Annotated in this window: 16 protein-coding genes; 9 read left to right on the top strand and 7 right to left on the bottom strand. The window is 72.9% G+C overall.

Going from position 1 to position 22,001, the window contains the following annotated elements; all coding sequences use genetic code 11:
• Positions 1 to 127 precede the first annotated feature (127 nt).
• The 5 genes from ELR47_RS07565 to ELR47_RS07545 all read left to right on the top strand — a co-directional run bounded on the left by ELR47_RS07565 (position 128) and on the right by ELR47_RS07545 (position 7,289).
• A complete protein-coding gene (locus ELR47_RS07565) occupies positions 128 to 2,074 on the top strand; it encodes a DUF4012 domain-containing protein (protein WP_130649342.1) in 1,947 nt (648 codons plus the stop codon).
• A 131-nt stretch (positions 2,075 to 2,205) separates the two neighbouring features.
• Positions 2,206 to 2,502: a hypothetical protein gene (locus ELR47_RS07560; RefSeq protein WP_130649341.1), complete on the top strand. Its 297-nt coding sequence runs from the start codon at positions 2,206 to 2,208 to the stop codon at positions 2,500 to 2,502.
• A gap of 168 nt (positions 2,503 to 2,670) precedes the next feature.
• On the top strand, positions 2,671 to 4,386 hold the full coding sequence (locus ELR47_RS07555; protein ID WP_130649340.1) for a hypothetical protein: 1,716 nt from the start codon (positions 2,671 to 2,673) through the stop codon (positions 4,384 to 4,386).
• Between the two features lie 127 nt (positions 4,387 to 4,513).
• The gene (locus ELR47_RS07550) at positions 4,514 to 6,913 is read left to right on the top strand and encodes a DNA gyrase/topoisomerase IV subunit A (RefSeq protein ID WP_130649339.1); all 2,400 of its coding nucleotides are present in this window, start codon (positions 4,514 to 4,516) and stop codon (positions 6,911 to 6,913) included.
• A gap of 121 nt (positions 6,914 to 7,034) precedes the next feature.
• Positions 7,035 to 7,289, top strand: a complete 255-nt coding sequence (locus ELR47_RS07545; RefSeq protein WP_370469412.1) for a cold-shock protein — start codon at positions 7,035 to 7,037, stop codon at positions 7,287 to 7,289.
• An 81-nt stretch (positions 7,290 to 7,370) separates the two neighbouring features.
• Here ELR47_RS07545 and ELR47_RS07540 read toward each other — a convergent pair whose 3' ends face one another.
• The 5 genes from ELR47_RS07540 to ligD form a co-directional block, all read right to left on the bottom strand.
• The gene (locus ELR47_RS07540; protein WP_165403916.1) at positions 7,371 to 9,017 is read right to left on the bottom strand and encodes an MFS transporter; all 1,647 of its coding nucleotides are present in this window, start codon (positions 9,015 to 9,017) and stop codon (positions 7,371 to 7,373) included.
• A 120-nt stretch (positions 9,018 to 9,137) separates the two neighbouring features.
• Positions 9,138 to 10,292, bottom strand: a complete 1,155-nt coding sequence (locus ELR47_RS07535) for an iron-containing redox enzyme family protein (RefSeq protein ID WP_205745507.1) — start codon at positions 10,290 to 10,292, stop codon at positions 9,138 to 9,140.
• A 186-nt stretch (positions 10,293 to 10,478) separates the two neighbouring features.
• Positions 10,479 to 11,492 carry a DNA polymerase domain-containing protein gene (locus ELR47_RS07530; protein ID WP_205745506.1) on the bottom strand — a complete coding sequence of 338 codons (1,014 nt, stop codon included), beginning with the start codon at positions 11,490 to 11,492 and terminating at the stop codon, positions 10,479 to 10,481.
• Complete coding sequence (ku, locus tag ELR47_RS07525; RefSeq protein ID WP_130649336.1) at positions 11,492 to 12,310, bottom strand: non-homologous end joining protein Ku; 819 nt, start codon at positions 12,308 to 12,310, stop codon at positions 11,492 to 11,494. Before ku ends, ELR47_RS07530 begins: the two co-directional genes overlap by 1 nt.
• A gap of 148 nt (positions 12,311 to 12,458) precedes the next feature.
• Positions 12,459 to 13,406 (bottom strand): non-homologous end-joining DNA ligase, encoded by a 948-nt coding sequence (gene ligD / locus ELR47_RS07520; protein ID WP_165403915.1) that lies wholly within the window; start codon positions 13,404 to 13,406, stop codon positions 12,459 to 12,461.
• Between the two features lie 93 nt (positions 13,407 to 13,499).
• On the opposite strand from ligD, the gene ELR47_RS07515 reads away from it, so the two are divergent.
• From ELR47_RS07515 to ELR47_RS07505, 3 genes are all read left to right on the top strand, one after another.
• Positions 13,500 to 14,540, top strand: coding sequence for a putative glycolipid-binding domain-containing protein (locus ELR47_RS07515; RefSeq protein ID WP_130649334.1), 1,041 nt, complete (start codon positions 13,500 to 13,502; stop codon positions 14,538 to 14,540).
• 162 nt (positions 14,541 to 14,702) lie between these two features.
• Entirely contained in the window at positions 14,703 to 14,966 is a 264-nt protein-coding gene (locus tag ELR47_RS07510) for a hypothetical protein (protein ID WP_130649333.1), read from the top strand.
• Between the two features lie 120 nt (positions 14,967 to 15,086).
• A complete protein-coding gene (locus ELR47_RS07505) occupies positions 15,087 to 16,832 on the top strand; it encodes an ATP-binding protein (protein WP_205745505.1) in 1,746 nt (581 codons plus the stop codon).
• A 3-nt stretch (positions 16,833 to 16,835) separates the two neighbouring features.
• On the opposite strand, the gene ELR47_RS07500 is transcribed toward ELR47_RS07505, so the two are convergent.
• Both ELR47_RS07500 and ELR47_RS07495 read right to left on the bottom strand, forming a co-directional pair.
• A complete protein-coding gene (locus tag ELR47_RS07500; protein ID WP_165403914.1) occupies positions 16,836 to 18,635 on the bottom strand; it encodes an ABC transporter ATP-binding protein in 1,800 nt (599 codons plus the stop codon).
• A gap of 70 nt (positions 18,636 to 18,705) precedes the next feature.
• Complete coding sequence (locus ELR47_RS07495; RefSeq protein WP_130649331.1) at positions 18,706 to 20,730, bottom strand: glycosyltransferase family 2 protein; 2,025 nt, start codon at positions 20,728 to 20,730, stop codon at positions 18,706 to 18,708.
• Between the two features lie 117 nt (positions 20,731 to 20,847).
• Here ELR47_RS07495 and ELR47_RS07490 point away from each other — a divergent pair, with 117 nt between their 5' ends.
• Complete coding sequence (locus tag ELR47_RS07490) at positions 20,848 to 21,990, top strand: glycosyltransferase (protein ID WP_165403913.1); 1,143 nt, start codon at positions 20,848 to 20,850, stop codon at positions 21,988 to 21,990.
• Positions 21,991 to 22,001: the final 11 nt, after the last annotated feature.

Raw genomic sequence — 22,001 nt, 5'->3', positions numbered from 1 at the left:
GCCACCGGAGGGATGATAACTACCTGCGACCGCACGAGCGCCGATTGCGACCGTTCGGTCGGTACAGTCTGTCCGATCGTCCGGTTGGCCGGCTTTGTCGTCGGTTCGCGGGGAGGAGGGGCAGCTCGTGTCGGACCATGACACCTTGGCACGACCACAGCCGTCGCCGTCCGATCCGCGCTCGGGCGGACGGTCCCGCTGGCTCTGGCTCGGGGCGCTGGTCGTCGTCGCAGGATGGCTCCTGCTGGCCGGAATGCTGCTCTTCGACGCCCAGGGTCACCTGCGCGCGGCACAGGGCGAGCTGCCGGGCGCGGTCGCCGCCCTGGCGGCCAGTGACCTCGACACGGCTCGCGCGACCCTCGCGGCGGCGGAGGCCGACCTCACCGCGGCGGCCGACCGGCTGCGGTCCCCAGCGGTCGTCCCCCTCCGCTTCGTCCCCGTGTTCGGGCGCGACCTGCGCGCGGTCACGGCGGTCGCCGACGGCGGCGAGCGCGTGACCGTCGCCGCCGGCGAGCTCGCCGAGGCGCTGGCGGGGCTGACCGCGCCCCCCACGACCGCGGCCTCGACGGGCGGGCTGCCCGTGGCCGCCGTGCAGGGCCTGGCCGACCCGATGAACTCGACCGCCCGGACGCTACGGGCGGCGCTGACCGACATCGAGGCGGCCGTCGACTCCGGCCGCGTGCGTCAGGTCAGCGAGGGACGACGACAGGTCCTCGAGCTGCTCGAGCCTGCCACCACGAGCGCCGAGACCGCGGCCGCGCTGACGGCGACGCTGCCGGCGTTCCTGGGCAACGACGGCGAGCGGCACTACCTCGTCGGCGCCTCGACCCCGGCGGCGCTGGGCGGCACGGGCGGGTTCGTCGGCTCCACCGCCGCGCTGCGCGTCACCGACGGCGAGCTGACCTTCGGTCGCTTCGAGCCGGCCGACGAGTTCCCGGTCCTGCCCGCCGACCAGCTGCCCGCACCGGTCGCCGAGGACGCCCAGCGCTGGAGCCGCTACGGCGGCACCGGGGACTTCCTGACCCTCAACCGTTCGGCGCACTTCCCCGCCGCCGCCCGGGCGATGGTCCAGCACTGGGAGACCACCCACGACCAGCAGCTCGACGGCATGATCGTCGTCGACCCGTTCGCGCTGCGGGCGCTGCTCGCCCTGTCGGGGCCGGCGCCGGTCCCCGGCACCGAGTTCGTGCTCGACGCCGACAACGTGGTCGACTTCGTCGCCAACGAGGCCTACGAGGAGCTGGGCTTCGGTGCCGAGCGCAAGGAGCTGCTCGGCGCCGTCGCCGCGATGACCCTGCAGCGGTTCCTGGTCACCGGCGCGGGGATGCAGGACCCGACGGCACTCGCCTCGGCGATGACCGAGCTCGCCGCTCGCGGCCACCTGCTGCTGTACTCCGAACACGACGACGAGCAGCAGGCGTTCGCCCGCACGCCGGTCGCCGGCGCGCTGGCCGATCCCCCGGGCGAACTCGTGAACGTCGTCGCCAACAACGGCACCGCGACCAAGATCGACTTCTTCGGCCGCCGGGAGCTCGAGCTGGACGTCGACCTGCTCGAGAGCGGCACGTCGGCGACCCGGATGCGGTTGACGATCGTCAACGACGCCCCGTCGGAGGGGTACCCGCGTCACATCATCGGCCCGAACAACCCGACCCTGGACGCCGGGGACAACCTCCTCGACCTCAGCGTCTACCTCGCCACCGCCGCCCGGTTCGTCGAGACACCGGCCGGCGAACCGTCGCTGCCCGCGTTCGAGGAGACCGAGCTCGGCCACCCGGTGCACGACCACTGGGTCCGGATCCCCTCCGGCACGTCCGTCTCCCGCGAGTACGCCTGGCAGACCGACCACGCCCACACCGAGACCGACGACGGCGAGGTCGTCTACCGACTGCTGCTGCAGGGACAGACGGTGTTGCAGCCGACCGAGGTGACGGTGCGGATGGCCGTCCCCGACGGCTTCACGGTGGTCGACCTGCCGCCGGACGCCGAGGACCTCGGCGACACCGTGCAGCTGTCGACCGACAACCAGGGCGAGGACCTGCGTTTCGAGGTCCGGCTCCGACCGGCCGGGTGAGTGCCCGAGGCGCACACCGTCTCGGACCTGACCCGACGAACGGAGCCCAACGGCAGACACCGGCCACGCTGCGTGCTAGCGTCGACTCGCTGAGCAAACGACACTCGCTGAGCAGACGACAGGGGTCGAACATGCGGGGCACGGTCATCGGAGTGGTCGCGGCGGGTCTGCTGACCGTCGGGTCGGCCGCCGGGGCACAGGAAGCCGGCGACGACAACATCTGCCACTACGACCCCACCGCCGAGGTGTGCGTCGACGAGCCCGACGAGGTGCTCGACCGTGACGTCGAACGGGCCGAGCCGCTGCAGCCGAAGCTGGCCGACACCGGTGGCGACCTCGGCCTGGCGGTCTTCGGCGGCTCCGCGCTGCTGCTGGGTGCCGGCATCGTCGCCGCGACCCGCCGACGCGGGGACGCCCTGAGCGACTGACCGCTCGCACCAACCGACGAACGGCAGCACCCTCCGGGGTCGCTGCCGTTCTTCCGTTTCGGCTTCCGACGACACGACGAACCGGCGACATGGGACGGCGGTCTCGCCTACCGTCCGGTATGGCTCGAGGATTCCACCGTCCCCGGGGAGACGCATGCGGTTGCCGACATGACCAGGACGACCGGCCCGGCGGTCGTCACGCCGGTGACCTCGGTGCGCCCACCTCGGCCACGGCATTGGCCGGCACTCGTCGTCGCGACCGCGCTGATGCTCGCCTGGCTGCTCGTACTCCCCCGCGTGCTCGACCACATGTTCGTCGACGGCGTGTCCTACCTCGACATCGCCGAGCACTATCTCGCCGGCCGGTGGGACGTCGCGGTCAATGCCTACTGGAGTCCGCTGTGGTCGTGGCTGGCCGTGCCGGTGCTGGCCACCGGAGCGGACCACTTCCTCACCGCGCGTGTGCTCGGACTGTTCTCCGCGCTGCTGACGCTGCTCGTCGTGCATCGTTGGCTCCTGCGACTGGGCGTCGACGCGGGTGCTGCGGGGATCGTCCTCGCGGGTGGGTTGCCGTTCCTGCTGGCGGCTTCGGTCCTGGCGAGCCCCGACCTCCTGCTCGTCGCGATCCTGCTCACCCACCTCGACCTCGCGACCCGAGCCGACGCGTGGCGACCGCGGACGGCCGCGCTCGCCGGCGCCCTGGCCGGCTCGGCGTACCTCACCAAGCTGTTCGCGCTCCCGTTCCTGGTCGTGATGGTTCCGCTCCTCGTCGGATTGCAGGTGTGGCGCGACCCGGCGCGGACCCGGACGTGGGTGCGGGCCGGCGTGGTGCAGTTCGGCGTCTTCCTGGCCGTCGTCGCGGCCTGGGCGAGCGTGCTGAGCATCGACCTCGGCCGTCCGAGCGTCGGGACGGCGGCCGAGGTCAACCTCGAGACGACCGCCGAGGGGTCGCACGGGACGCCGATGATCCACGGCGGTCTGACCGAGCCGCCGCATGCGACGTCGTCGAGCCCATGGGAGGACCCGGCTCGCCTCAACCAGCACCCGGGCCGAACGGCGCGCACCGACCGCGCGGATGCCACGCCACCGGGGACGCAGCCCGTCACACGGGCGCCGGCACGTCCGGAGCCGCGAGCGGGCATGGTCGGCGTCGTCGAGGCCAGGCTGCGTGCCGTGGGCGTCAACCTCCAACGGGCCGGCGACGAGTTGCGGCGTTGGCGATTCTTCGTGCCCGTCGCCCTGCTGGCCCAACTGCCGCTGTGGTGGCGGGCGCGGCCCCGCGACCTCGGGCTCGTCGCGCTGCCGGTCGCCAGTGCCGTGTATCTGGGTGGCCTGCTCGCCATCCACCTCGATGAGCGTTACGCCTGGTTCGCGTTGCTGGCCCTGCTGCCCGGGGCGACGGCCGGGGCGGTCACCACCGGGCACCGGCTGTGGGGTCGCGGCCTCGGACGGGAGTGGGACCTCGGCGTGATGCGGCGTCGTCCGTATCGATGGGTCCTCGTGGCCGTGATCGCGTGCACGCTGCTGTGGCCCGGGCTCCGCTACCTGACCGCAACCATCCGCAGCGCTCCGCACGCGGCTCCCCTCGCGCGGGAACTCGAGCCGGATCTGCTCGACGGCCGCGAGGTGGCATCCGACAGCGACTGGATCGCGACCATGCAGCTGTGCGCCCACGCCGGATGCCGCTACCACGGGATCACGGGCCCCGGGCTGCATGCCGACTGGCGGCGACAACTCGCAACCCACCGGATCGACGTCTATCTCGTCTGGGACCCGACGAACCTGCCTCCTGGCGTCGGAGCCCGCGTGTACACCGCCACCAGTGCGGGCGGCGTGCAACACCAACTGCACGTCGTCGACACGCGCACGCTTCCTGCGGGCTGACCGACACGACGCACCCCGATGCCCGATCGCGTCGGGTCGGCTGGCCGGTCGGGACACCACGGTCGTTTATCTTGGACGGCCGCGCCCCCGGTTCCCGCCCCCCGCCCCCGCCCCGAGGTAGTCCCGCATGGCAGACGTGCCCACGCTCAGCGCCGGACAGGTCCTCGACGTCAGCCTCGAGTCGCGGATGGAGCAGGCGTTCCTCGACTACTCGATGTCGGTCATCGTCGGTCGTGCGCTGCCCGACGTCCGCGACGGGCTCAAGCCGGTGCAGCGCCGCATCCTGTACTCGATGTACGAGTCGGGACTGCACCCCGACCGTCCCTACCGCAAGTGCGCCTCGGCCGTCGGTGAGGTCATGAAGACCTACCACCCGCACGGTGACTCCTCGATCTACGACGCGCTGGTGCGCATGGCGCAGGAGTTCGCCACCCGCGAACCGCTGGTCGACGGGCACGGCAACTTCGGCTCGATCGACGGCGACCCGCCGGCGGCGATGCGCTACACCGAGGCCCGCCTGTCACCACTGGCGATGGAACTGCTGGCGGGCATCGACGAGGAGACCGTCGACTTCGTCGACAACTACGACGGCTACGACACCGAGCCGGTCGTGCTCCCCGCGCGCTTCCCCAACCTGCTGGTCAACGGCGCGTCGGGCATCGCGGTCGGCATGGCGACCAACATCCCGCCGCACAACCTCGGGGAGGTGATCGACGCGTGCCTGACGCTGCTCGAGGATCCCGACGCCGACCTCGACCGGCTGATGCGGCACGTGCCGGCGCCGGACTTCCCGACCGGGGCGCGCATCGTCGAGGGTGACGGCATCCGCGACGCCTACGCCGCCGGCCGTGGCGCCGTCGCCGTCGAGGCCGTCGCCTCGACCGAGACGCGCACCGGCAACCTGCCCCGCATCGTGATCACGGAGATCCCCTACCAGGTCAACAAGTCGGCGCTGCTGCAACGCATCGCCGACCTGGTCTCCAACCGCAAGATCGACGCGATCCGTGACCTGCGCGACGAGTCCTCGCGCGACGGCATGCGCATCGTCATCGAGCTCAAGCGCGGCGAGGATCCGGGCAAGGTGCTCGAGCGGCTGTACCGGTCCACCGACCTGCGCACGAACTTCAACGTCAACCTGGTCGCGCTCGTCGACGGGGCACCGCGCACGCTGGGTCTGGTCGACTGCCTGCGCCACTACCTCGCCCACCAGCGCGACGTGCTGACCCGCCGCACCGAGCACCGGTTGCGCAAGGCCCGCGACCGCGCCCACGTCGTGGAGGGCCTGCTGCTCGCCCTCGACCACCTCGACGAGGTCATCGCGCTCATCCGCGGCAGCGAGTCGGCCGCGCATGCCCGTACCGGACTGATCGAACGTTTCGCGATGTCCGAGATCCAGGCGCAGGCCGTCCTCGACATGCAGCTGCGGCGGCTGGCCGCGCTCGAGCGGGCCGCACTGGAGGACGAGTACCAGCAGCTCCAGGGCCGCATCGCCCGCCTGGAGGAGATCCTCGGGGACGCGTCGGTGCTCGACGGCCTGCTCGGCGACGAACTGCGCGAGATCAAGCGGCTGCACGCCACCCCACGCCGCTCGCGGATCGTCGGGGCCGGCATCAGCGCCGAGGACGTGCTGGCCGGCGGGTCGCAGGCCGGGTTCGAGGCGCAGGAGGTGACCGTGCTGGTGACCCGCGGCGGCTACCTCAAGCCGCTGGCACGCCGGCGTGCCACACCGGCCCACAAGCATCCTCACGACCCGTTGGTCGCGGTGCTGCGCTGCACCACCGACGACACCCTGCTGCTGGTCGACGAGGCCGGCACGGGTCACCGGGTCGGCGTCGGCGACGTCCCGGTCGTCAAGGCCAACCAGCGGGGCACGCACGTCGGTGGACTCCTCGGTGGCGGTCCGGACGCGAAGCTGGCCGGGGCGGTCGTGCTCGGCGAGGACGAGGCCGTCACGCTGGTGACCGTGTCCGCGGCCGGGCAGGTGAAGCGCACCGCGATGTCGGAGTTCGCCGACGCGCGGCAACGCTCGCTGCAGGCGGCCGGTGTCAAGGACGACGACCACCTCGCCGCCGTCGCGACGTGCCGGGACGACGACGACCTGCTGCTGGCCCACACGGGCGGCTACGTCACGCGCTTCCCCGCCGGCGAGGTCCGCACCATGGGACGCACCGCCAGCGGCGTCGCCGGCATGAGCGTGCCGAAGGGAGCGCGGATCGTGTCGTTGTCGGTCACGCCGGCCGACGCGACCGACGTCGAGGTGCTGACCGTGGCCGCCGACGCCACGGCCAAGCGCACGCCGCTGGCCGAGTACCCGGCCAAGGGGCGCGGCGGCAAGGGCCTGATGACGGGCGCGTCCGAGCTGCTGTGGTGCGGCGTGGCCAGCGATCTGCACCTGCACGGCGACGACCCGGTCGTCGTGCGGGCCGTGGACCTGACGCCGGCCAAGCGTGCCGGTCGCGGTGAGCCGCTCGGGGTCGAGGTGGCTGGTCCGGCCGTCCCCGAAGCGATGACGCCGGGCACCGAATGAGGCGAACTTCTCGGCCCGCCGGACGGTTGCGGTTGCCCGGCTCGGCGGTCGGTGCCCCGTAGGCTGGCTGGTGGCCGGGCCGCGTCGATGCCGTCCCGCCTCCCTGCGCTCAGGAGTCGTCGTGCAGTCCGAACTGCAGCAGTTGACCGCCGAGATCCCGGTCGTCCAGGCCCGCGCCCGTGGCGAGGTCCGCTGGTTCAACCAGGAGAAGGGCTACGGCTTCATCGCGCCGGACGACGGCAGCGACGACGTCTTCGTGCGCTACTCCGCGATCGACGGCGACGGGTTCAAGACGCTCGCCGCCGGACAGCAGGTCACCTACGAACGCAGCGACGACGGTCGTGGCCCCCGCGCGTTGCAGGTCCGGCCGGCCTGACGTCGGCGTGCACCGGCCGTCGGCGTGCGCCGGGGCACGTGCACGTCGGCCAGGCCCGTGGCGGGCTGCTGCCGGTGGCGGTCAGGAACGCTCGTCGAGCGGGAGGCTGCCGTCGGCCCGGTGGGCGTCGGCGTGGATGGTGAGCAGCTGCTCGTCGACCGGTGGGGCGTGCGAGTCGAGCACGTCCAGCCCGGCCAGGTGCCGGGTGACGGGACCCTCGGCGCGGTCGAACGCGCGCGCCCGGGCCAGCACGTCGGCGACCTCCTGGTCCATCCGCGCGTGCTGGGCGAGGTGTTCCTCCCAGTCGTGCACGACGAAGAACTCGGTGATCCGGGTGGGACGGTCCGCGTCGCGGTACAGCGACCACCGGTGCGCACCGGTGCGGAAGCGTTGGCGGCGCAGATCGCGCATCACCGCCAGGAACTCCTCGGCGTCGTCGTGGTCGATCTCCCACGTGTTGGCCACGAGCACCGGCGAGCCGGCCACGTGCCGGGCGTGGCGGGGCACGTGCCAGTCGTCGGGGGCGGCCGGCTCGTCGAACTCCCCCAGCACGGGCAGGCCGAGCCGGAAGGCCAGCAACCCGAGCAGCACCGTGCCGACGTTGAACACCGCCACCGACGTCCCGGCGCCGACCCACTCGGCCAGCGCCCCGGCGGCGAACGCCCCGACCGGCTGCACCCCGATCGCCAGCACGTACAGCGACACGACCCGGCTGCGGACCCACCGCGGCGCCAGCAGCTGCACGGTCGCGTTCATCGTGACCAGCGTGTAGACCCAGCACAACCCGTTGACCGCCAACGCCGCGCCGGCGAGGACCGGGTGGGGGGCGACCCCGAACACCACTCCGGACACCCCGAAGGTCAGCACCGCACCCGGCAGCATCCGTCCGGCGAAGCGGACCCGGGCCCGTTCACGGGTCAGCACGCCCACGAGCGCGCCGGCACCGAACAGGCCGTAGAGCACGCCGAAGCCGGTACCGCCCAGCCCGAGCTCGGTCGACACCACCGGCAGCAACGACTGGATGCTGGCGGTCGTCAGTGCGAACGTGGCCGTGACCCCGAGCAGCACCCGGATCGGCCGGGTGAAGCGGGCGTAGCGCACCCCGGCCGCGGTGGAACGCCACAGCGGCTGACGGCGGGTGTCCTCGACCTTCGCGCGCGGGAAGGTCAGCAGCACGCCGACGATCGCGAGGTACGAGGCGGCGTTGGCCCCGAAGGCGCTGCTGGCGAACCCGGCCCCGACGACGATCCCCCCGATGGCCGGACCGATCGCCCGCGCGACGTTGAACGCGCCGGAGTTGAGCGTGATCGCCTGGGCCATCATCCTGCGCGGCACGAGATCGGGGATCAGCGTCTGGAACGACGGCAGGCCGATGGCGTTGCCGACGCCGAGCACGAACGTCAGCCCGAGCAGCCAGTAGGGCGTGAGGATGCCGGTCGCCGTCATCACCGCCATCGCCGCGACCGCCAACGCGCTGGTGAACTGCCCGATCAGCATCAGGGTGCGACGGTCGACGATGTCCGCCAGTGCGCCGGCCGGCAGGGTCAACAGCAGCCGCGGCATCGTCAGGGAGGTGGTCACCAGCGCGACCAGCAGCGGCGAGTTGGTCATCTCCTGCATGACCCAGGGCGCGGCGGTCAACTGCAGGAACGTGCCGAGGTGGCTGACCAGCGCCGCGATCCAGATGCGGCGGTACTCGGGCACCTGCAGCGGCGCGAACGTCGTCACCGGCGCCTGCTGGGGCGCCGGTGACGTCGGGGTCAGTCGGGTCGGGTCGGTGGTCACGGGGCCCAGTCAAGCGCACACGGACGGGGCCGCCGATCGGCGGCCCCGCCTGCGTGGTGGTGGTCAGCGTTCGTGCCGGCGCGGGTCGTCGGCCGGCACGTGCACCATCCGCTGTCCGGGTGCCTGCTCGGGTGCTTCGAAGCTCCCCAGCAGCGACGACTCGCCGCGGTCCCAGGAACCCAGCACGTGCTCGGTCAGCTTCGCCTCGAGCCGGCACAGCGCCAGGGCCCCGAACACGACCTCGCCGAGTCGGTCCGGGTCCTGCTCGACCAGCCCACCGGCCAGGTCGGTGGCGGCGACGGTCTGGTGGTGGGCGTCGGCCACCACGTGCGTGTCGAAGAACAAGCACGTCCACGGGTCGAACTCGAGCCGGCGCAGCGCCGTGCCGAACCGGGCCATGGTCGTCACCGAGGACATCTCGAACACCGCGAGGTGCCCGATGACCGCGCCCAGCCAGCGCCGGTGCAGTCCGAACATCGACACCAGGTTCACCGTCGCGAGCGTGATCCCCGGCAGCAGGTCGAGGTAGTGGTTTGGCCGCGCGGACAACCCCAGTCGCTCCATCGTCAACGCGTACAGCTCGGCGTGGACGTCCTGGTCCACCCCGTCGCCGTACTCGTCGGCCTGGATCTCCACCAGCGCCGCCTTGGGCCGGCCGCCCAGCCGGGGGATCGCCCAGCTGTGCGGGTCGGCCTCCTTGAGCTGCCACGCGGTGCGGTGGATCGCCTGCTCGCGGAACTGGTGCAGGTCCCCCTCGGCCTCGATGAACTTCGAGATCGAGCGCCCCTCGCCGCTGCCGTCGTCGGTCGTCAGCTGTTGCAGGAAGGTCGTGACGTCGTCGACGTCGGGCATGTCCCCCACGAGCTCGACCAGACCCGCCTCGAAGCGCTGCTCGAGCTGGCCACGCAGCCGGATCAGGTCCGGGTGCCACTCCCAGCGCTCGTCGACGCCCTCGACCCCGCGGTAGTGCAGTTCGTAGACGAGATACAGCGCGAGGTGGGTGTCCTCGCCGGTGAGCGGGTCGTCCTCCGGCGCCGGCCACAGCGGCAGGTCGTGCGGCGCGCGGGTCAGGTGCTCCACGAGGAAGCTGCTGACCGGCCCGCGCGGCGTCGGCAGCGGGCAGGGCAGGTGCCGACCCGGGGTCTGCACCGGGCGGGGGGCCCCGTCGGTGATCGGGGTCGCCGACGACGTCTCGCGCGGCGTTTCGATCGCAGTCACGGCTGTTCGTCCTTTGGGTCCGCCTCGCCACCAGGAACGGCGGGGCTGGTCGCTCGACCTCGAGGACGGTACGAAGCGGAGCTGGTGAGGCCGCGACCCGTGAGCCGACCGGCCGGCCATGACCCGCCCGCTGCGGCGGCCGTACGGGCAGCGACCCTGTCCGTCGCCTGAATCCGCTCGGACGCGTCACGCCAGGGTGGGCAGCTCCTGCTGCAGCCGCGCGACGGGGGCGAACAGGTCCCCCTGGGCCTCGACGCGGGCGATCACGTCGTCGAGCTCGAAGCGCAGCGCCTCGGGATCACCGTCGTCGGCCGCGTCGGACACCTCGTCCCAGGTCACCGGCGTGGACACCGTCGGACGCTCGCGTGCGCGGGGCGAGTAGACACACACGGTCGTCTTGGTCAGCGTGTTCTGGTACCAGTCGATCAGCACCCTGCCCACGCGTTCGGTCTTGGTCTGCCTGGAGACGACCAGCTCCGGATGGACCCGCTCGAGCAGTTGCGCGATCTGCTGGGAGAACCCACTGGTGTCGTCGTAGGTGACGCCCTCGACGTTGAGCGGCACGTACAGCTGCAGACCCTTGCCCCCGGAGGTCTTGGGCACGGCGGTCAGCGACAGCCGGTCGAACACCTCGCGCAGGCGCAGTGCCACCTGCGCGCAGGTGATCACGTCGGCGGGCGCGCCGGGGTCGAGGTCGAACACCACCGCTCGGGGCGTGGACGGATCGGGCGCCCGGCCCATCGGCACGTGCAGCTCCAGCGCGCCGAGGTTGCCGGCCCACACCAGCGCGGCGGTGTCGGCGAGGTCGCAGTGCTCGACGAGCTCCTCGCGTTCCCCCGGTCGCGGTCGGCGACGCTCCTCGGGTGGGATCGGTCGGCCCCAACGACCGGTCCCCCGCTTGGGCAGCGTCGTGGTGGCCAGCCAGTCCGGCTTGTGCGGTGGGCAGCGCTTCTCGAAGAAGCTCTGGCCCTCGACCCCGTCCGGGTAGCGCTTGAACGTCACCGGTCGGTGCGCGAGGTGGGGCAGCATCGCCGGCGCGATCGCGACCAGGTAGTTGAGGAACGCCGCCTTGGTGGTGCCGCGCTGCGGCCAGTACACCTTCCCGAGATTCGACACGCTCAGCCGGCGCACCACCGACGTCCCGTCGGCGGCGGTCCCGGGCACCTCGACGGTCTGGCGCTGCGCCGCACCCGTCGCCATCAGGCCGTGTCGCGTCGACCGGCGTCGCGCGGCTCGTCCCCGGCCTTCGCGGCCGACAGCGACGCCTCGAGCGCCGCCATCAGGTCGACGACGTCACCGGCGTCGCGCTCGGGCGTGCTCGCCTCGGCGAGGTCCTCGCCCTCGGCCTTGCGCTCGATCAGCTCCAGCACCCGCTGCCGGTGCTCGTCCTCGTAACGGGTCGGGTCCCACGCGACGGTCATCGACTCGATCAGGCTGCTCGCCATGGTCAGTTCGCGGTCGGCCACCTCGACGTCCTCGGGGAGGCCGTCGAGCTGCGCGGGCGAGACCACCTCGTCGTGGTAGAGCAGCGTCGAGACGGCGAGCGCAGGTCCGACCGGGCGCAACACCGCGAGGTACTGCTTGCTGCGCAACGTGAACCGGGCCACGCCGGCCTTGCCGGTCTCCTGCATCGCGCGGCGCAGCAACTCGTAGGACTTGCCGCCCATCTCGCCGGGCAGCAGGTAGTAGGACGACTCGTACTGCAGCGGCTCGATGTCGGCGAGGTCGACGAAGTCCTCGATGTCGATCGCACGCGACCGCCCCGGATCCAGCGCCTTGAGCTCGTCGGGATCGAGCACGACGTAGCGGTCGGGCGCGATCTCGTAGCCCTTGACGATCTGGTCCTGGGTGACCTCCTCGCCGTCGTTCGCCGCGACCTTGCGGTGGCGGATGCGCGAGTTGTCCCCCCGCCGGACCTCGCGGAAGCTGACCTTCTTCGACTGGGTGGCGGTCACCAGCTTCACCGGGATGTTGACCAGCCCGAAGCTGATCGCGCCGTTCCAGATCGCGCGTGGCATCGCGCCCTCCTCGGTTCCGCGTGCGCACGGTGCGGTGGGCAGACGCCACGGCGGCCCGCGACGTCGCGCCCGACGGGCGGTGCGCGCACGAGGCACGGTAGCGCTGCCGATGGTCGCGTCGCTGGCCGGACGGCGGGTCGGCGGCCGGTCAGGTCTCGCGCACGACCTCACCGGCGGCCTTGTCGGCGCGGCGGCCGAGGTAGACCGGATGGCGCAGCCGGCCGTCGGGGGTCCACTCGGTGAAGCGCACGTCGATCACCAGCTCCGGGTCGGCGAAGCACGCGTCGCGGTGCTCGACCGGGTCGACGAACGGTGAGTCCCGGCGCGGTGTCAGCGCCGCCTCCAGCGCGGCGATCTCCCGTTCCGACAGGCCCGACCCGACCCCGCCGGCGTAGCGCAGCCCGGTCGCGTCGTGGACGCCGACGAGCAGCGAGCCGATCCGCCCCGAGCGGTGCCCCTTGCCGGGCCGCCAGCCGCCGACCACCACCTCCTGGCGGCGGGCGAGCCGCAGCTTCACCCAGGCGTTCGAGCGCACGCCCGGCCGGTAGGGCGCGTCGAGACGCTTGGCGACCACGCCCTCGAGATCGCGGGCGCGGGCGATCGTCAGCGCCGCGTCGAGGTCGTCGGTGTCGGGCGGGACCGACCACGGCCCGCCACCGGCCAGCTCCAGCTCCGCCAGTGCGGCCCGACGGCGCTGTTGCGGCCAGGCCAGTCGGTCGTCGCCGTCGAGCGAGAGCAGGTCGAACAGCAGCAGCGCGACCGGTCGCGCCGCCGCGGCACGGGCCGCACGCGTCGGGTCGGCGAGGTGCATGCGCGGCTGCAACGCCGCGAACGACGGCCGGCCCTGCTCGTCGAAGGCGACGACCTCGCCGTCGAGCACGGCGGGACGTCCGATCGCGTCCGCCAGCCCGGTGAGCTCGGGATACCGGGCGGTGACGTCGACGCCGTTGCGGCTGCGCAGCTGCAGCCGGCCGTCGGTGTCGACACCGACGAGCGCCCGGACACCGTCCCACTTGAACTCGTACCGGTGCCCGGTCCGGACCTCCTGCTCACGGCCGGGCACGGCCAGCATCGGTCGGAGGGCGGCGAGGTCCATGCGGGTCCCGACGGCGGCGACGGTTGCGGGGCCGGGACGGTCCGCGACCCTTCGGTAGCGTGCCGCACGGCCGGTCCGAACGGAGTGTCGAACATGAACGAGCGTCTGGTGCTGCGTCCGGTCCGCGACGAGGACGCCCCGCGACTGATCGCGCTGATCGGGGCCGCCTACGACGAGTACCCCGGCTGTGTGCTCGACCTGCCCGAGCTCGACGACGACCTGCCCGTGCCGGCCACGACCGCGGCCCGCCGGGGCGGCCGCTGGTGGGTGCTCGAGGACGAGGGCCGCCTGGTCGGCAGCGTCGGTACCGGCGCGTTGCAGGACGACGGCAGCGTGGAGCTCAAGCGGCTCTACGTCGCCGCCTCCCATCGCCGGCGGGGACTGGCCAGCCTGCTCGTCGGCCGGGTCGAGGCCCAGGCCGCCGGCGTCGGCGCGTCCCGGGTCGTGCTGTGGTCCGACACCCGCTTCCTCGACGCCCACCGGCTCTACACCGGCGCCGGGTTCGTCGACACCGGGGCGCGTCGCGACCTGCACGACCCGTCGCACACGACCGAGATCGAGTTCGCCAAGCCGGTCGAGGTCGAGCCGTCCCTGCACGCCGTCCGGTCGTGGGACGGCCCGTTCGGTGTCGAGCAGGTGCGCTGGCTCGACCTGCCCGACGGGGCGAGCTTCCTCGGGGAGGTGCCGGGCACCGGTGACGACCACCTCGGCGGCCCGGTCGCCTACACGGTCGAGGTCGACGACGCCTGGCGCACCCGCCGGGCCACGGTCGCCGGCCCGCACGGCCGGCAGGTGCTCACCAGCGACGGCGCTGGCCGCTGGTGGCGCGACGGCGAACCGGCCGACGACCTCGCCGGCTGCCTCGACGTCGACGTCGAGGTGACCCCGCTGACCAACACGCTGCCGATCCGCCGCGCCGGCGCCGGTGACGTGCGCGCGGCGTGGGTCCGCGTCCCCGGACCGACCATCGAGCCGCTCGGCCAGACCTACACCGACGAGGGCGGGGGCCGGTGGACCTATCGCAGCGGCGGCGGGTTCGTCGCGGACCTCACCGTCGACGACGACGGGTTGGTCGTCGACTACGCCGCGGTCGACGACGCCGGCACCCGCACCGCGGTCTGGTCCCGCCGCTGACCGCCGCCCGGTGACGACCTCCCGACGCCGAGGCACGACCCGACGGGCCGATCGGCACGCGGAGTCGGGCGGGAAGTCCCGGGTGCTCGCGGGTCCGGTGATCGACAGTGACCGGTGACGGCCGACTCCCGGGCCGTCCCCGCACACCCAGGAGCACCGCTCGTGCGCACCATCCGCCAGGTCGCCATCGCCGACGGCCGCCGCATCACCCTCGAGCAGTCCGTCACCAGCATGCAGGGCGTGCCGCTGCGCTGGCTCGTCCACGAGGCCGGCCCCGACAGCCGCACCATCGGTGCCGTCGTGCGGGCCGGCGCCGAACTCCCCTGGCGTGCCGACGCCGGGCCGCTGCAGTGTGCACACCTGTCGTTCGGGCACACCGCCATCACCACCGCGGTCCGTGACGTCGTCGACGCCGCCGCCCGCTGAGGACGTGACGGCTTCCCTCGCGGCAGCGGGTGCGCGGGCAGCCGCGCCCGGGACCGCGTGGCGCGGCGGTGTTGCGGGACGGACGTAGGCTTGGCGCCTCCCGTCCCCCCAGGAGTGCCCGTGTCGGCCGACCGCGTCGTGCCCGAGGACCGAGACGACTTCGTCGGGCGCGTGATCGGGACCGAGGACGCGACCCCGTTGGAGTTCTGGGTCGGGGTCGCGCCCGAGCGGTTCCTGCAACTCGACGACGTGGTGGCGTTGCAGCGCACGCCGCCCGGCCGCGACCCGGTGTCGATCTACGGCATCGTCAGCCAGGTCCGGGCCCGCCACGAGGGCGCCCGGTTCGACTCGGACGTGTTCCTGATCGAGGACGGCGTGCTGCCCGCCGAGGTGGCCGAGGCCGCCAAGGTGCTCAGCACCCGGTTCGAGCCCGAGGTGTTCGTCCCACCGCTGCCGGGCCAGGCCGTGCTGAAGGCCGAGGGCCACGACCGCGACCAGGCGCTGTTCTTCGACCGGATGGCCTCGCGCCTGCCGGCCGGGCTGTCCCGCGACGGCCAGCCGGTGTTCGTCGACCTGGAGTTCCTCGACGGCACCCGGGGTGCCCACGTCAACATCTCCGGGGTGTCGGGCGTGGCGACCAAGACCACCTACGCCACCTTCCTGCTGCACAGCCTGTTCACCTCGGGGGTCGTGCCGGCCGCCCACAACGCCAAGGCGCTGATCTTCAACGTCAAGGGCGAGGACCTGCTCTTCCTCGACCACGCCAACCGCAAGCTCGACGACACCCAGCGCGACCGGTACGCCGCCCTGGGGCTTCCCGCCAGCGCGTTCCGGTCGGTCGACTTCTGGGCGCCGCCCCGACGCGGCGCCAGCAGCGCCGCGCCCGACACCGGCGCCCGCAGCGAGGGCATCACCTCGTTCGCCTGGTCGCTCGAGGAGTTCTGCCGGGACGGCCTGCTGCCGTTCCTGTTCGCGGACGCCGGTGACGACCGCCAGCAGTACACGATGGTGGTCCACAACGTCACCGCCCAACTGGAGCGCACCGCCGTCCCGATCGGTGACGGTGCGGTCTCGATCGACGGTGAGTCGGCCCGCACCTTCCGCGAGCTGATCGACCTGATCGCTGCGCGGGTCCAGGACGAGCTGACCGCACCGGAGTGGGCCGGACGTGCGGTCGGCATCGGCACGGTCAACGCCTTCGTCCGCCGCCTCTACGGCTCGCAGCGCCACCTCGAGCACCTGATCCGGGGTGACCTGTCCGACCCACGCCGACACCGCATCTCGCACGACGCCCAGGTCACCGTGGTCGACATCCACAACCTCAACGACCGGGCCAAGCGGTTCGTCGTCGGGGTCGTGCTCCAGCGCGCCTTCGAGGCCAAGGAACGCTCCGGCAGCCCGGACCCGTTGACGTTCGTCGTGCTCGACGAGCTCAACAAGTACGCCCCACGCGACGGGACCTCCCCCATCAAGGAGATCCTGCTCGACGTCGCCGAACGTGGACGCTCGCTGGGCATGATCCTGATCGGCGCCCAGCAGACCGCCTCGGAGGTCGAGCGGCGGGTGGTCGCCAACTCGGCCATCCGCATCGTCGGTCGCCTCGACGCCGCCGAGGCGTCCCGCGAGGAGTACGGCTTCCTGCCGCCCGTGCACCGCCAGCGCGCCACCATCGTCAAGCCGGGAACCATGATCGTCAGCCAGCCGCAGCTCCCGGTGCCGCTGGTGGTCGAGTTCCCGTTCCCGGCCTGGGCGACCCGTCCGTCGGAGGCCGGCGAGGGTCCGCCCCGGCCCGACGGCGCGCTGGTCACCCAGCCCGACGACCCGTTCGCCGACCTCGACGCCGGTGACGGCGGACTGCCGTTCTGAGGATCAGATCGTGCTCTGCTGGCGGGTGATCTCGATCGCCTCGCGGTAGAACGCGTTGGACTCCAACAACCGCTGCGGCGCGTCGATGGCCTGCAGCCGCCCGTCGACGACCACCATCACCCGGTTGCAGATCGACAGCGTCGACATCCGGTGGGCGACCAGGAACAGGATCATCTCGCCCTTGAGCGAGCGCAACGACTCCTGCACGCCCATCTCGGACTTGACGTCGAGCGCGCTGGTCGGTTCGTCGAGGATCAGCACGTCCGGGTCGCCGGCCAGCGCACGCGCCAGGCACAGCCGCTGCCGTTGCCCCCCGGACACCGCCGAGACCCGCTCACCGACGACGGTGTCGTAGCCGTCGGGCAGCGCCAGGATCTCGTCGTGGATGTGTGCCCGTCGGGCCGCCTGCTCGACCGCCTCCTGCGGGATGTCGGGGCGGTAGAAGCGGATGTTCTCGGACACGGTCCCCCAGATCAGCTGCGGGGTCTGCGGGACGTAGGCGACCCGACGGTTCCACTCCGCGCGGCGGAAGCGTCGCGCGTCCTCGCCGTTGACGTGCAGGCGGCCCTCGTCGGGATCGCGCAGCCGCAGCAGCAGTTGCACGAGCGTCGACTTGCCGGCCCCCGACGGTCCGACGACGCCGATGGCCTCGCCCGCGGCCACCTCGAAGTCGACCTCCGTGAGCACCGGATCACCGGGTTGGTAGGCGAACGAGACCGTGTCCATCCCGAGCCGCTCGACGGGCGGCAGGGGCTCGGCGCCGTCCTGCTTGGGGTGCTCGGCGTAGTGCGTCAGGGACTGCCGCAGGCGGTCCATGAACGGGACCAGCTCGTCCATCTGCGTGACCGCGCTCTGCAGTTGCTGTCCGTAGCTGACCGAGCGGATCAGGATCAGGACCACGGCCCCGAGCGAGGCCAGCTGGTCGCCCCCGACGACGGCCACGATCGCGAGCGCGAGGATCAGCAGCAGCAGCGCGACGCTCTGGTAGAGCACCGGGACGAGCTTGCCGAGGAAGCGGGTGCGCAGCAGCGGCAGCCGCACCAACTCGATGCGGCGGTGGAAGCCGTCGCGGTACTCCTGCGACGGGCCGAAGACCTGGATCTCCTCGGCCATGCGCACGACTTCCTGCATGCCCTGGGAGTACTCGACGTTCTCCGCGCTGAGCGCCTTGGCGTGGCCACGCAGCCGACGCGAGAGCGGCTGGAGCAGCACGAACAACAGCGCCGAGGTGACGATCAGCACCAGCGCGGTGGGCAGGCTCAGCACGAACGCCGACGCGACCAGGGTCAGGAACATCAGCAGGGCGCTCATCGCCTGCCCGAGCAGCACGATCGCCTTCGAGGTGCTGGAGACGTGACCGCCCATCAGGGCCTGGAAGTGGCCGTCGCGCTCGGAGGCCTGCACCGACCACGACGTGCGCGTGAAGGCCTCGAACAGCTGCTGGCGCAGGTTCGCCATCGCGTTGGCGCTCATCGCCGCCGGTAGGTAGGCGGTCAGGATCTGGAACCCGCCGCGGACGACCGCGAGCGCGAATCCGATCCACAGCAGCGTCACGGTCGACGCCGTCGTCTCGAGCGGCCCCAACGACAGCGCGACACTGCCGCGTCCCTCCGAGAGGCTGGCGGCCAGGGCGGCGATCAACGCGAGCAGCACGGCCTCGGCGAGACCGACGCCGACCGACGACGCCCCGAGCCCCAACAGCTTGCCGCGCGAGGCACCGAGGAAGGGCGACACCCGCCGCCAGGCGTTGCCGGCCCGGCGCAGCAGCGCGAGCCGGGAGCGACGGGACGGGCGGTTCGCCAACACGACTCCTCGAGACGGCGACAACGGACAGTGGAGCAGGGGACGGGAGCGGTGGCGACCCGACGGGGCGTCAGGCGACGCCGCGGACGCGGCGACGGGCCCGGCGGACGACGTCGGGGACGAGCGTTCGCCCGAGCAGCTCCCAGGCGCGGATGGTGGTCGGCGACAGCAGGCACGCCCGTGCCGCCAGGTGCCGGGCGGTGCGGAGGTCGCCGGAGGCGGCGACGCGGTGACGGCGGGCGCTCTCGAGCAGGAACAGGTGCGCCACGCCAGCACGTCGCAGCTCGCCGCGGTGACGACCGTACAGGACGTCACGCGCGGCGAGGTTGGCGTCCAGCTCGAGCGACTTGCGGGGTTGGTCGGCGGGGTCGTGGTAGCGCGACAGCGGCTGCGGGACCACCTCGACGTCGAAGAAGCGGGCCACCCGCAGCCAGTACTCGTAGTCCTCGATGGCGGGGATGGACTCGTCGAAGAACCCGACGGTCGCCACGACCTCGCGTCGCAGGACCACGCTGGAGGTCCCGTGCACGACGTTGCGTCGCAACAGCTGCGCATGGAGGTCCCCCTGGTGGGTGGCCCGACGCGGACGGCGGTTCCCGAGGCCGTCGTCGTCCTCGACCCCGGCGTACACCATGGCGACGGAGGCGGGCAGCGCGGCGAACCGGCGCATCTGGCGGGCGAGCTTGTCGGGGAACCATTCGTCGTCGGAGTCGAGGAAGGCGAGGTAGTCGCCCCGTGCCGCACGGATGCCGCGGTTGCGTGCGGCGCTCACGCCCTGGTTGGGGACCTGGCGCAGGTAGCGCACGCGGGGGTCGGGATGGTTCGCCACCACCGGCTGGGTGCCGTCGGTCGAGCCGTCGTCGACCACCAGGACCTCGAGGTCGGCCATCGTCTGGCGCAGCGCGCTGTCGAGCGCCCGGGTCAGCAGGTGCACCCGGTTGTAGGTGGGCACCAGCACGCTGACCAGCGGACGCCGCGGCGTCACCGTCACCGACGCCGGTGCCGGCACCACGTCGAGGGCGGCGCGCGCCGAGCGCTGTCCGAAGTCGATCTCGACGTCGATCTCGGCGTCGAGATCGACGTCGATCTCGGCGTCGAGGCCGTCCGGCGCGGCACCCTGGCGTGCCGTCCCCGACCCCGGGCGGGCGTGGCGGCGCCGCTCGAGCCGGTCGCGGACGCCGTCGATCCCCCGCAGCCGTACCCGTCGGGTCTCCTCGGCCGCACGGTGGGCGAGACGGGCGGGGAGCGCCGGTCGCTCGAGCGCGGCCAGGGTGCGACAGCGCCGTGCCAGGGCCGGATCGGCGACCTCGGCGAGAGCGGCGACGTCGAGGAACGCCCGGGCGACGGCATGGCGGTGGCGGGGCAGCTCGCCCTCGAGTTCCAGCCGGTAGCGGACCTTGCGGACGACCTCGAAGCGCGAACGCACGCCGCGGGCGGTCGTCCGGGTGTCGCTCAGCGAGGTGGCCGCCTCGTGGCGGCGGTAGAGCAGCTCACCCCGGGACGCCTCGACCATCGGCGTGCCCCCGACCAGCGCACGCAGCACCAGGTCGCCGTCCTGGTTGTTGTGCAGCCGCTCGTCCCATCGGCCGGCCCGCTCGAACGCCTCGCGCGACCACAGCACGGCACTGGTCGGGTGGTACCAGCCGGTCAACCAGGCGTCGAGCGGGTCCTCCCCCGCCCGCCGGGGCCGACACGAACGGCGCCGGCGGACCCAGCGGCCGTCCACGGCCTGCAGACGTGACCACGGCGCGAGGGCGACACCGTCGGGAGCCTCGGCGAGCGCCTCCACCAGCCCGGCGAGCGTGTCGGGCGCGGCGACGTCGTCGGCGTCCACGAACCACAGCGCGTCACCGCTCGCCTGGTCCGCGCCGAGGTTGCGCGCAAAGGGCGCCCCATGACCAGCGCTGCGCAGCAGACGCACATGGGCGGGCCACCGCGCGACGAACCGTCGGGCGATCTCCGGGCTCGCATCGCTCGACCCGTCGTCGACCACGAGCACCTCCGCGGGTGGGGAGGTCTGCTCGAGGAGCGAGCCGAGGGTCTGGGCGAGATGGGTCTCCCCGTCGCGACAGGGGACGATGGCGGTGACGGTCATGGCGCGCAACGTAGTGCCGGCGACCGCCACCGAGGACCACGGCCGGCGCGCCGACCACGGTGCGTCATCGCGCGAGCGCTCGCTACGGTGTGTCTAGACACGACGATTCGACGCCACATGGACATCACGCTCGCCTCGCTCGGCATCCGCCGTCTCGTGCTGCTCTCCCGCAGCACGGTGGACGGTCAGCCGCGGCTCGGTGACTGGCAGCTGGCCAACGTGCTGTCCCGGCGCCTGCCGCTGCTGTACGTCGCCCCGCCGGTCGTCGCCCGGCCGTTGGCGACGGCGCGGGCCCGGACGCGCCCCCGGGTCGACCTGCGCGACGTCGACGGCCTGCAGACGCTGCAGACGGTCGTGCCCCCCGGCAGCGACCGACGCGACGCCGCCCAGCTCGGCGACGCCGCCCTGAGCTGGCAGCTGCGTCGCCAGCTGGGCCCGCGGGCCGCCCAGGACACGGTGCTGGTGATCTCCGACCCTCGCCGCGGCCCGCTGTCGAGCGTGGCGCGCCGCCTGGCGGTCTACTGGCGCCGGGACCGCTTCGGCGCGCACGGTGGGACGCGCCACGTCCGCCACCTCGCCGCCCGTGACGACGCGCTGCTGCGCCGATGCGACCTCGTGATCGGGATCTCCCCCGAGCTGGTCGAGGAGGCCCGGGAGGTGGGGACCCGGGCGACGTGGATCCCCAACGGCGTGGACTTCGCCCACTTCGCCGGCGTCGAGCTGGACGTCGACGTCACCGGCCGGCGACCGCAGATCGGTTTCGTCGGTGGGCTGTCCTGGCGCGTGGACGTGGAACTGCTGTGCGAGCTGGCCCACCGCAGGCCCGACTGGGACGTGCACGTCCACGGTCCCGGTGCGGCCGAGCTGCCGGACATCGACAACCTCCACGTCCACGGCGAGGTCGACTACCGCGAACTGCCCCGGGTGATGGCCGGGTTGGACGTCGGCGTGATCCCCTACGTCGACAATGCCTTCAACCGCGCGTCGTTCCCGCTCAAGACCTTCGAGTACCTGGCCGCGGGCGTGCCCGTCGTCTCGACCGACATCCCGGCGCTGGCGGGCTACGCACCCTACGTCCGGTGCGCCGCGGACGTCGGCAGCTTCGTGGCGGCCGTCGACGCGGCACTGACCCCGCCGTTCACCCGCGAAGACGCCCGGGCCTTCGCGGCCGACCAGACCTGGGACCGCCGGGCGGACGCGTTCCTCGCCACGGTGGCCGACACCCTGCGCCAGACCGCCGCGAGCACCGCCGGGCGGTGATCGCCGGCGGT

The organism is Egicoccus halophilus (genome assembly GCF_004300825.1).
Classification (GTDB): domain Bacteria; phylum Actinomycetota; class Nitriliruptoria; order Nitriliruptorales; family Nitriliruptoraceae; genus Egicoccus; species Egicoccus halophilus.
This window is presented reverse-complemented; position numbering and strand designations above follow the sequence as displayed.

Bases quoted from the DNA above. Each gene is read 5' to 3' on its own strand.
- ELR47_RS07495 (WP_130649331.1), bottom strand. From the start codon at position 20,730: ATGACCGTCACCGCCATCGTCCCCTGTCGCGACGGGGAGACCCATCTC.
- ligD (WP_165403915.1), bottom strand. From the start codon at position 13,406: ATGGACCTCGCCGCCCTCCGACCGATGCTGGCCGTGCCCGGCCGTGAG.
- ELR47_RS07490 (WP_165403913.1), top strand. From the start codon at position 20,848: ATGGACATCACGCTCGCCTCGCTCGGCATCCGCCGTCTCGTGCTGCTC.
- ELR47_RS07515 (WP_130649334.1), top strand. From the start codon at position 13,500: ATGAACGAGCGTCTGGTGCTGCGTCCGGTCCGCGACGAGGACGCCCCG.
- ELR47_RS07530 (WP_205745506.1), bottom strand. From the start codon at position 11,492: ATGGCGACGGGTGCGGCGCAGCGCCAGACCGTCGAGGTGCCCGGGACC.
- ELR47_RS07550 (WP_130649339.1), top strand. From the start codon at position 4,514: ATGGCAGACGTGCCCACGCTCAGCGCCGGACAGGTCCTCGACGTCAGC.
- ELR47_RS07555 (WP_130649340.1), top strand. From the start codon at position 2,671: ATGACCAGGACGACCGGCCCGGCGGTCGTCACGCCGGTGACCTCGGTG.
- ELR47_RS07560 (WP_130649341.1), top strand. From the start codon at position 2,206: ATGCGGGGCACGGTCATCGGAGTGGTCGCGGCGGGTCTGCTGACCGTC.
- ku (WP_130649336.1), bottom strand. From the start codon at position 12,310: ATGCCACGCGCGATCTGGAACGGCGCGATCAGCTTCGGGCTGGTCAAC.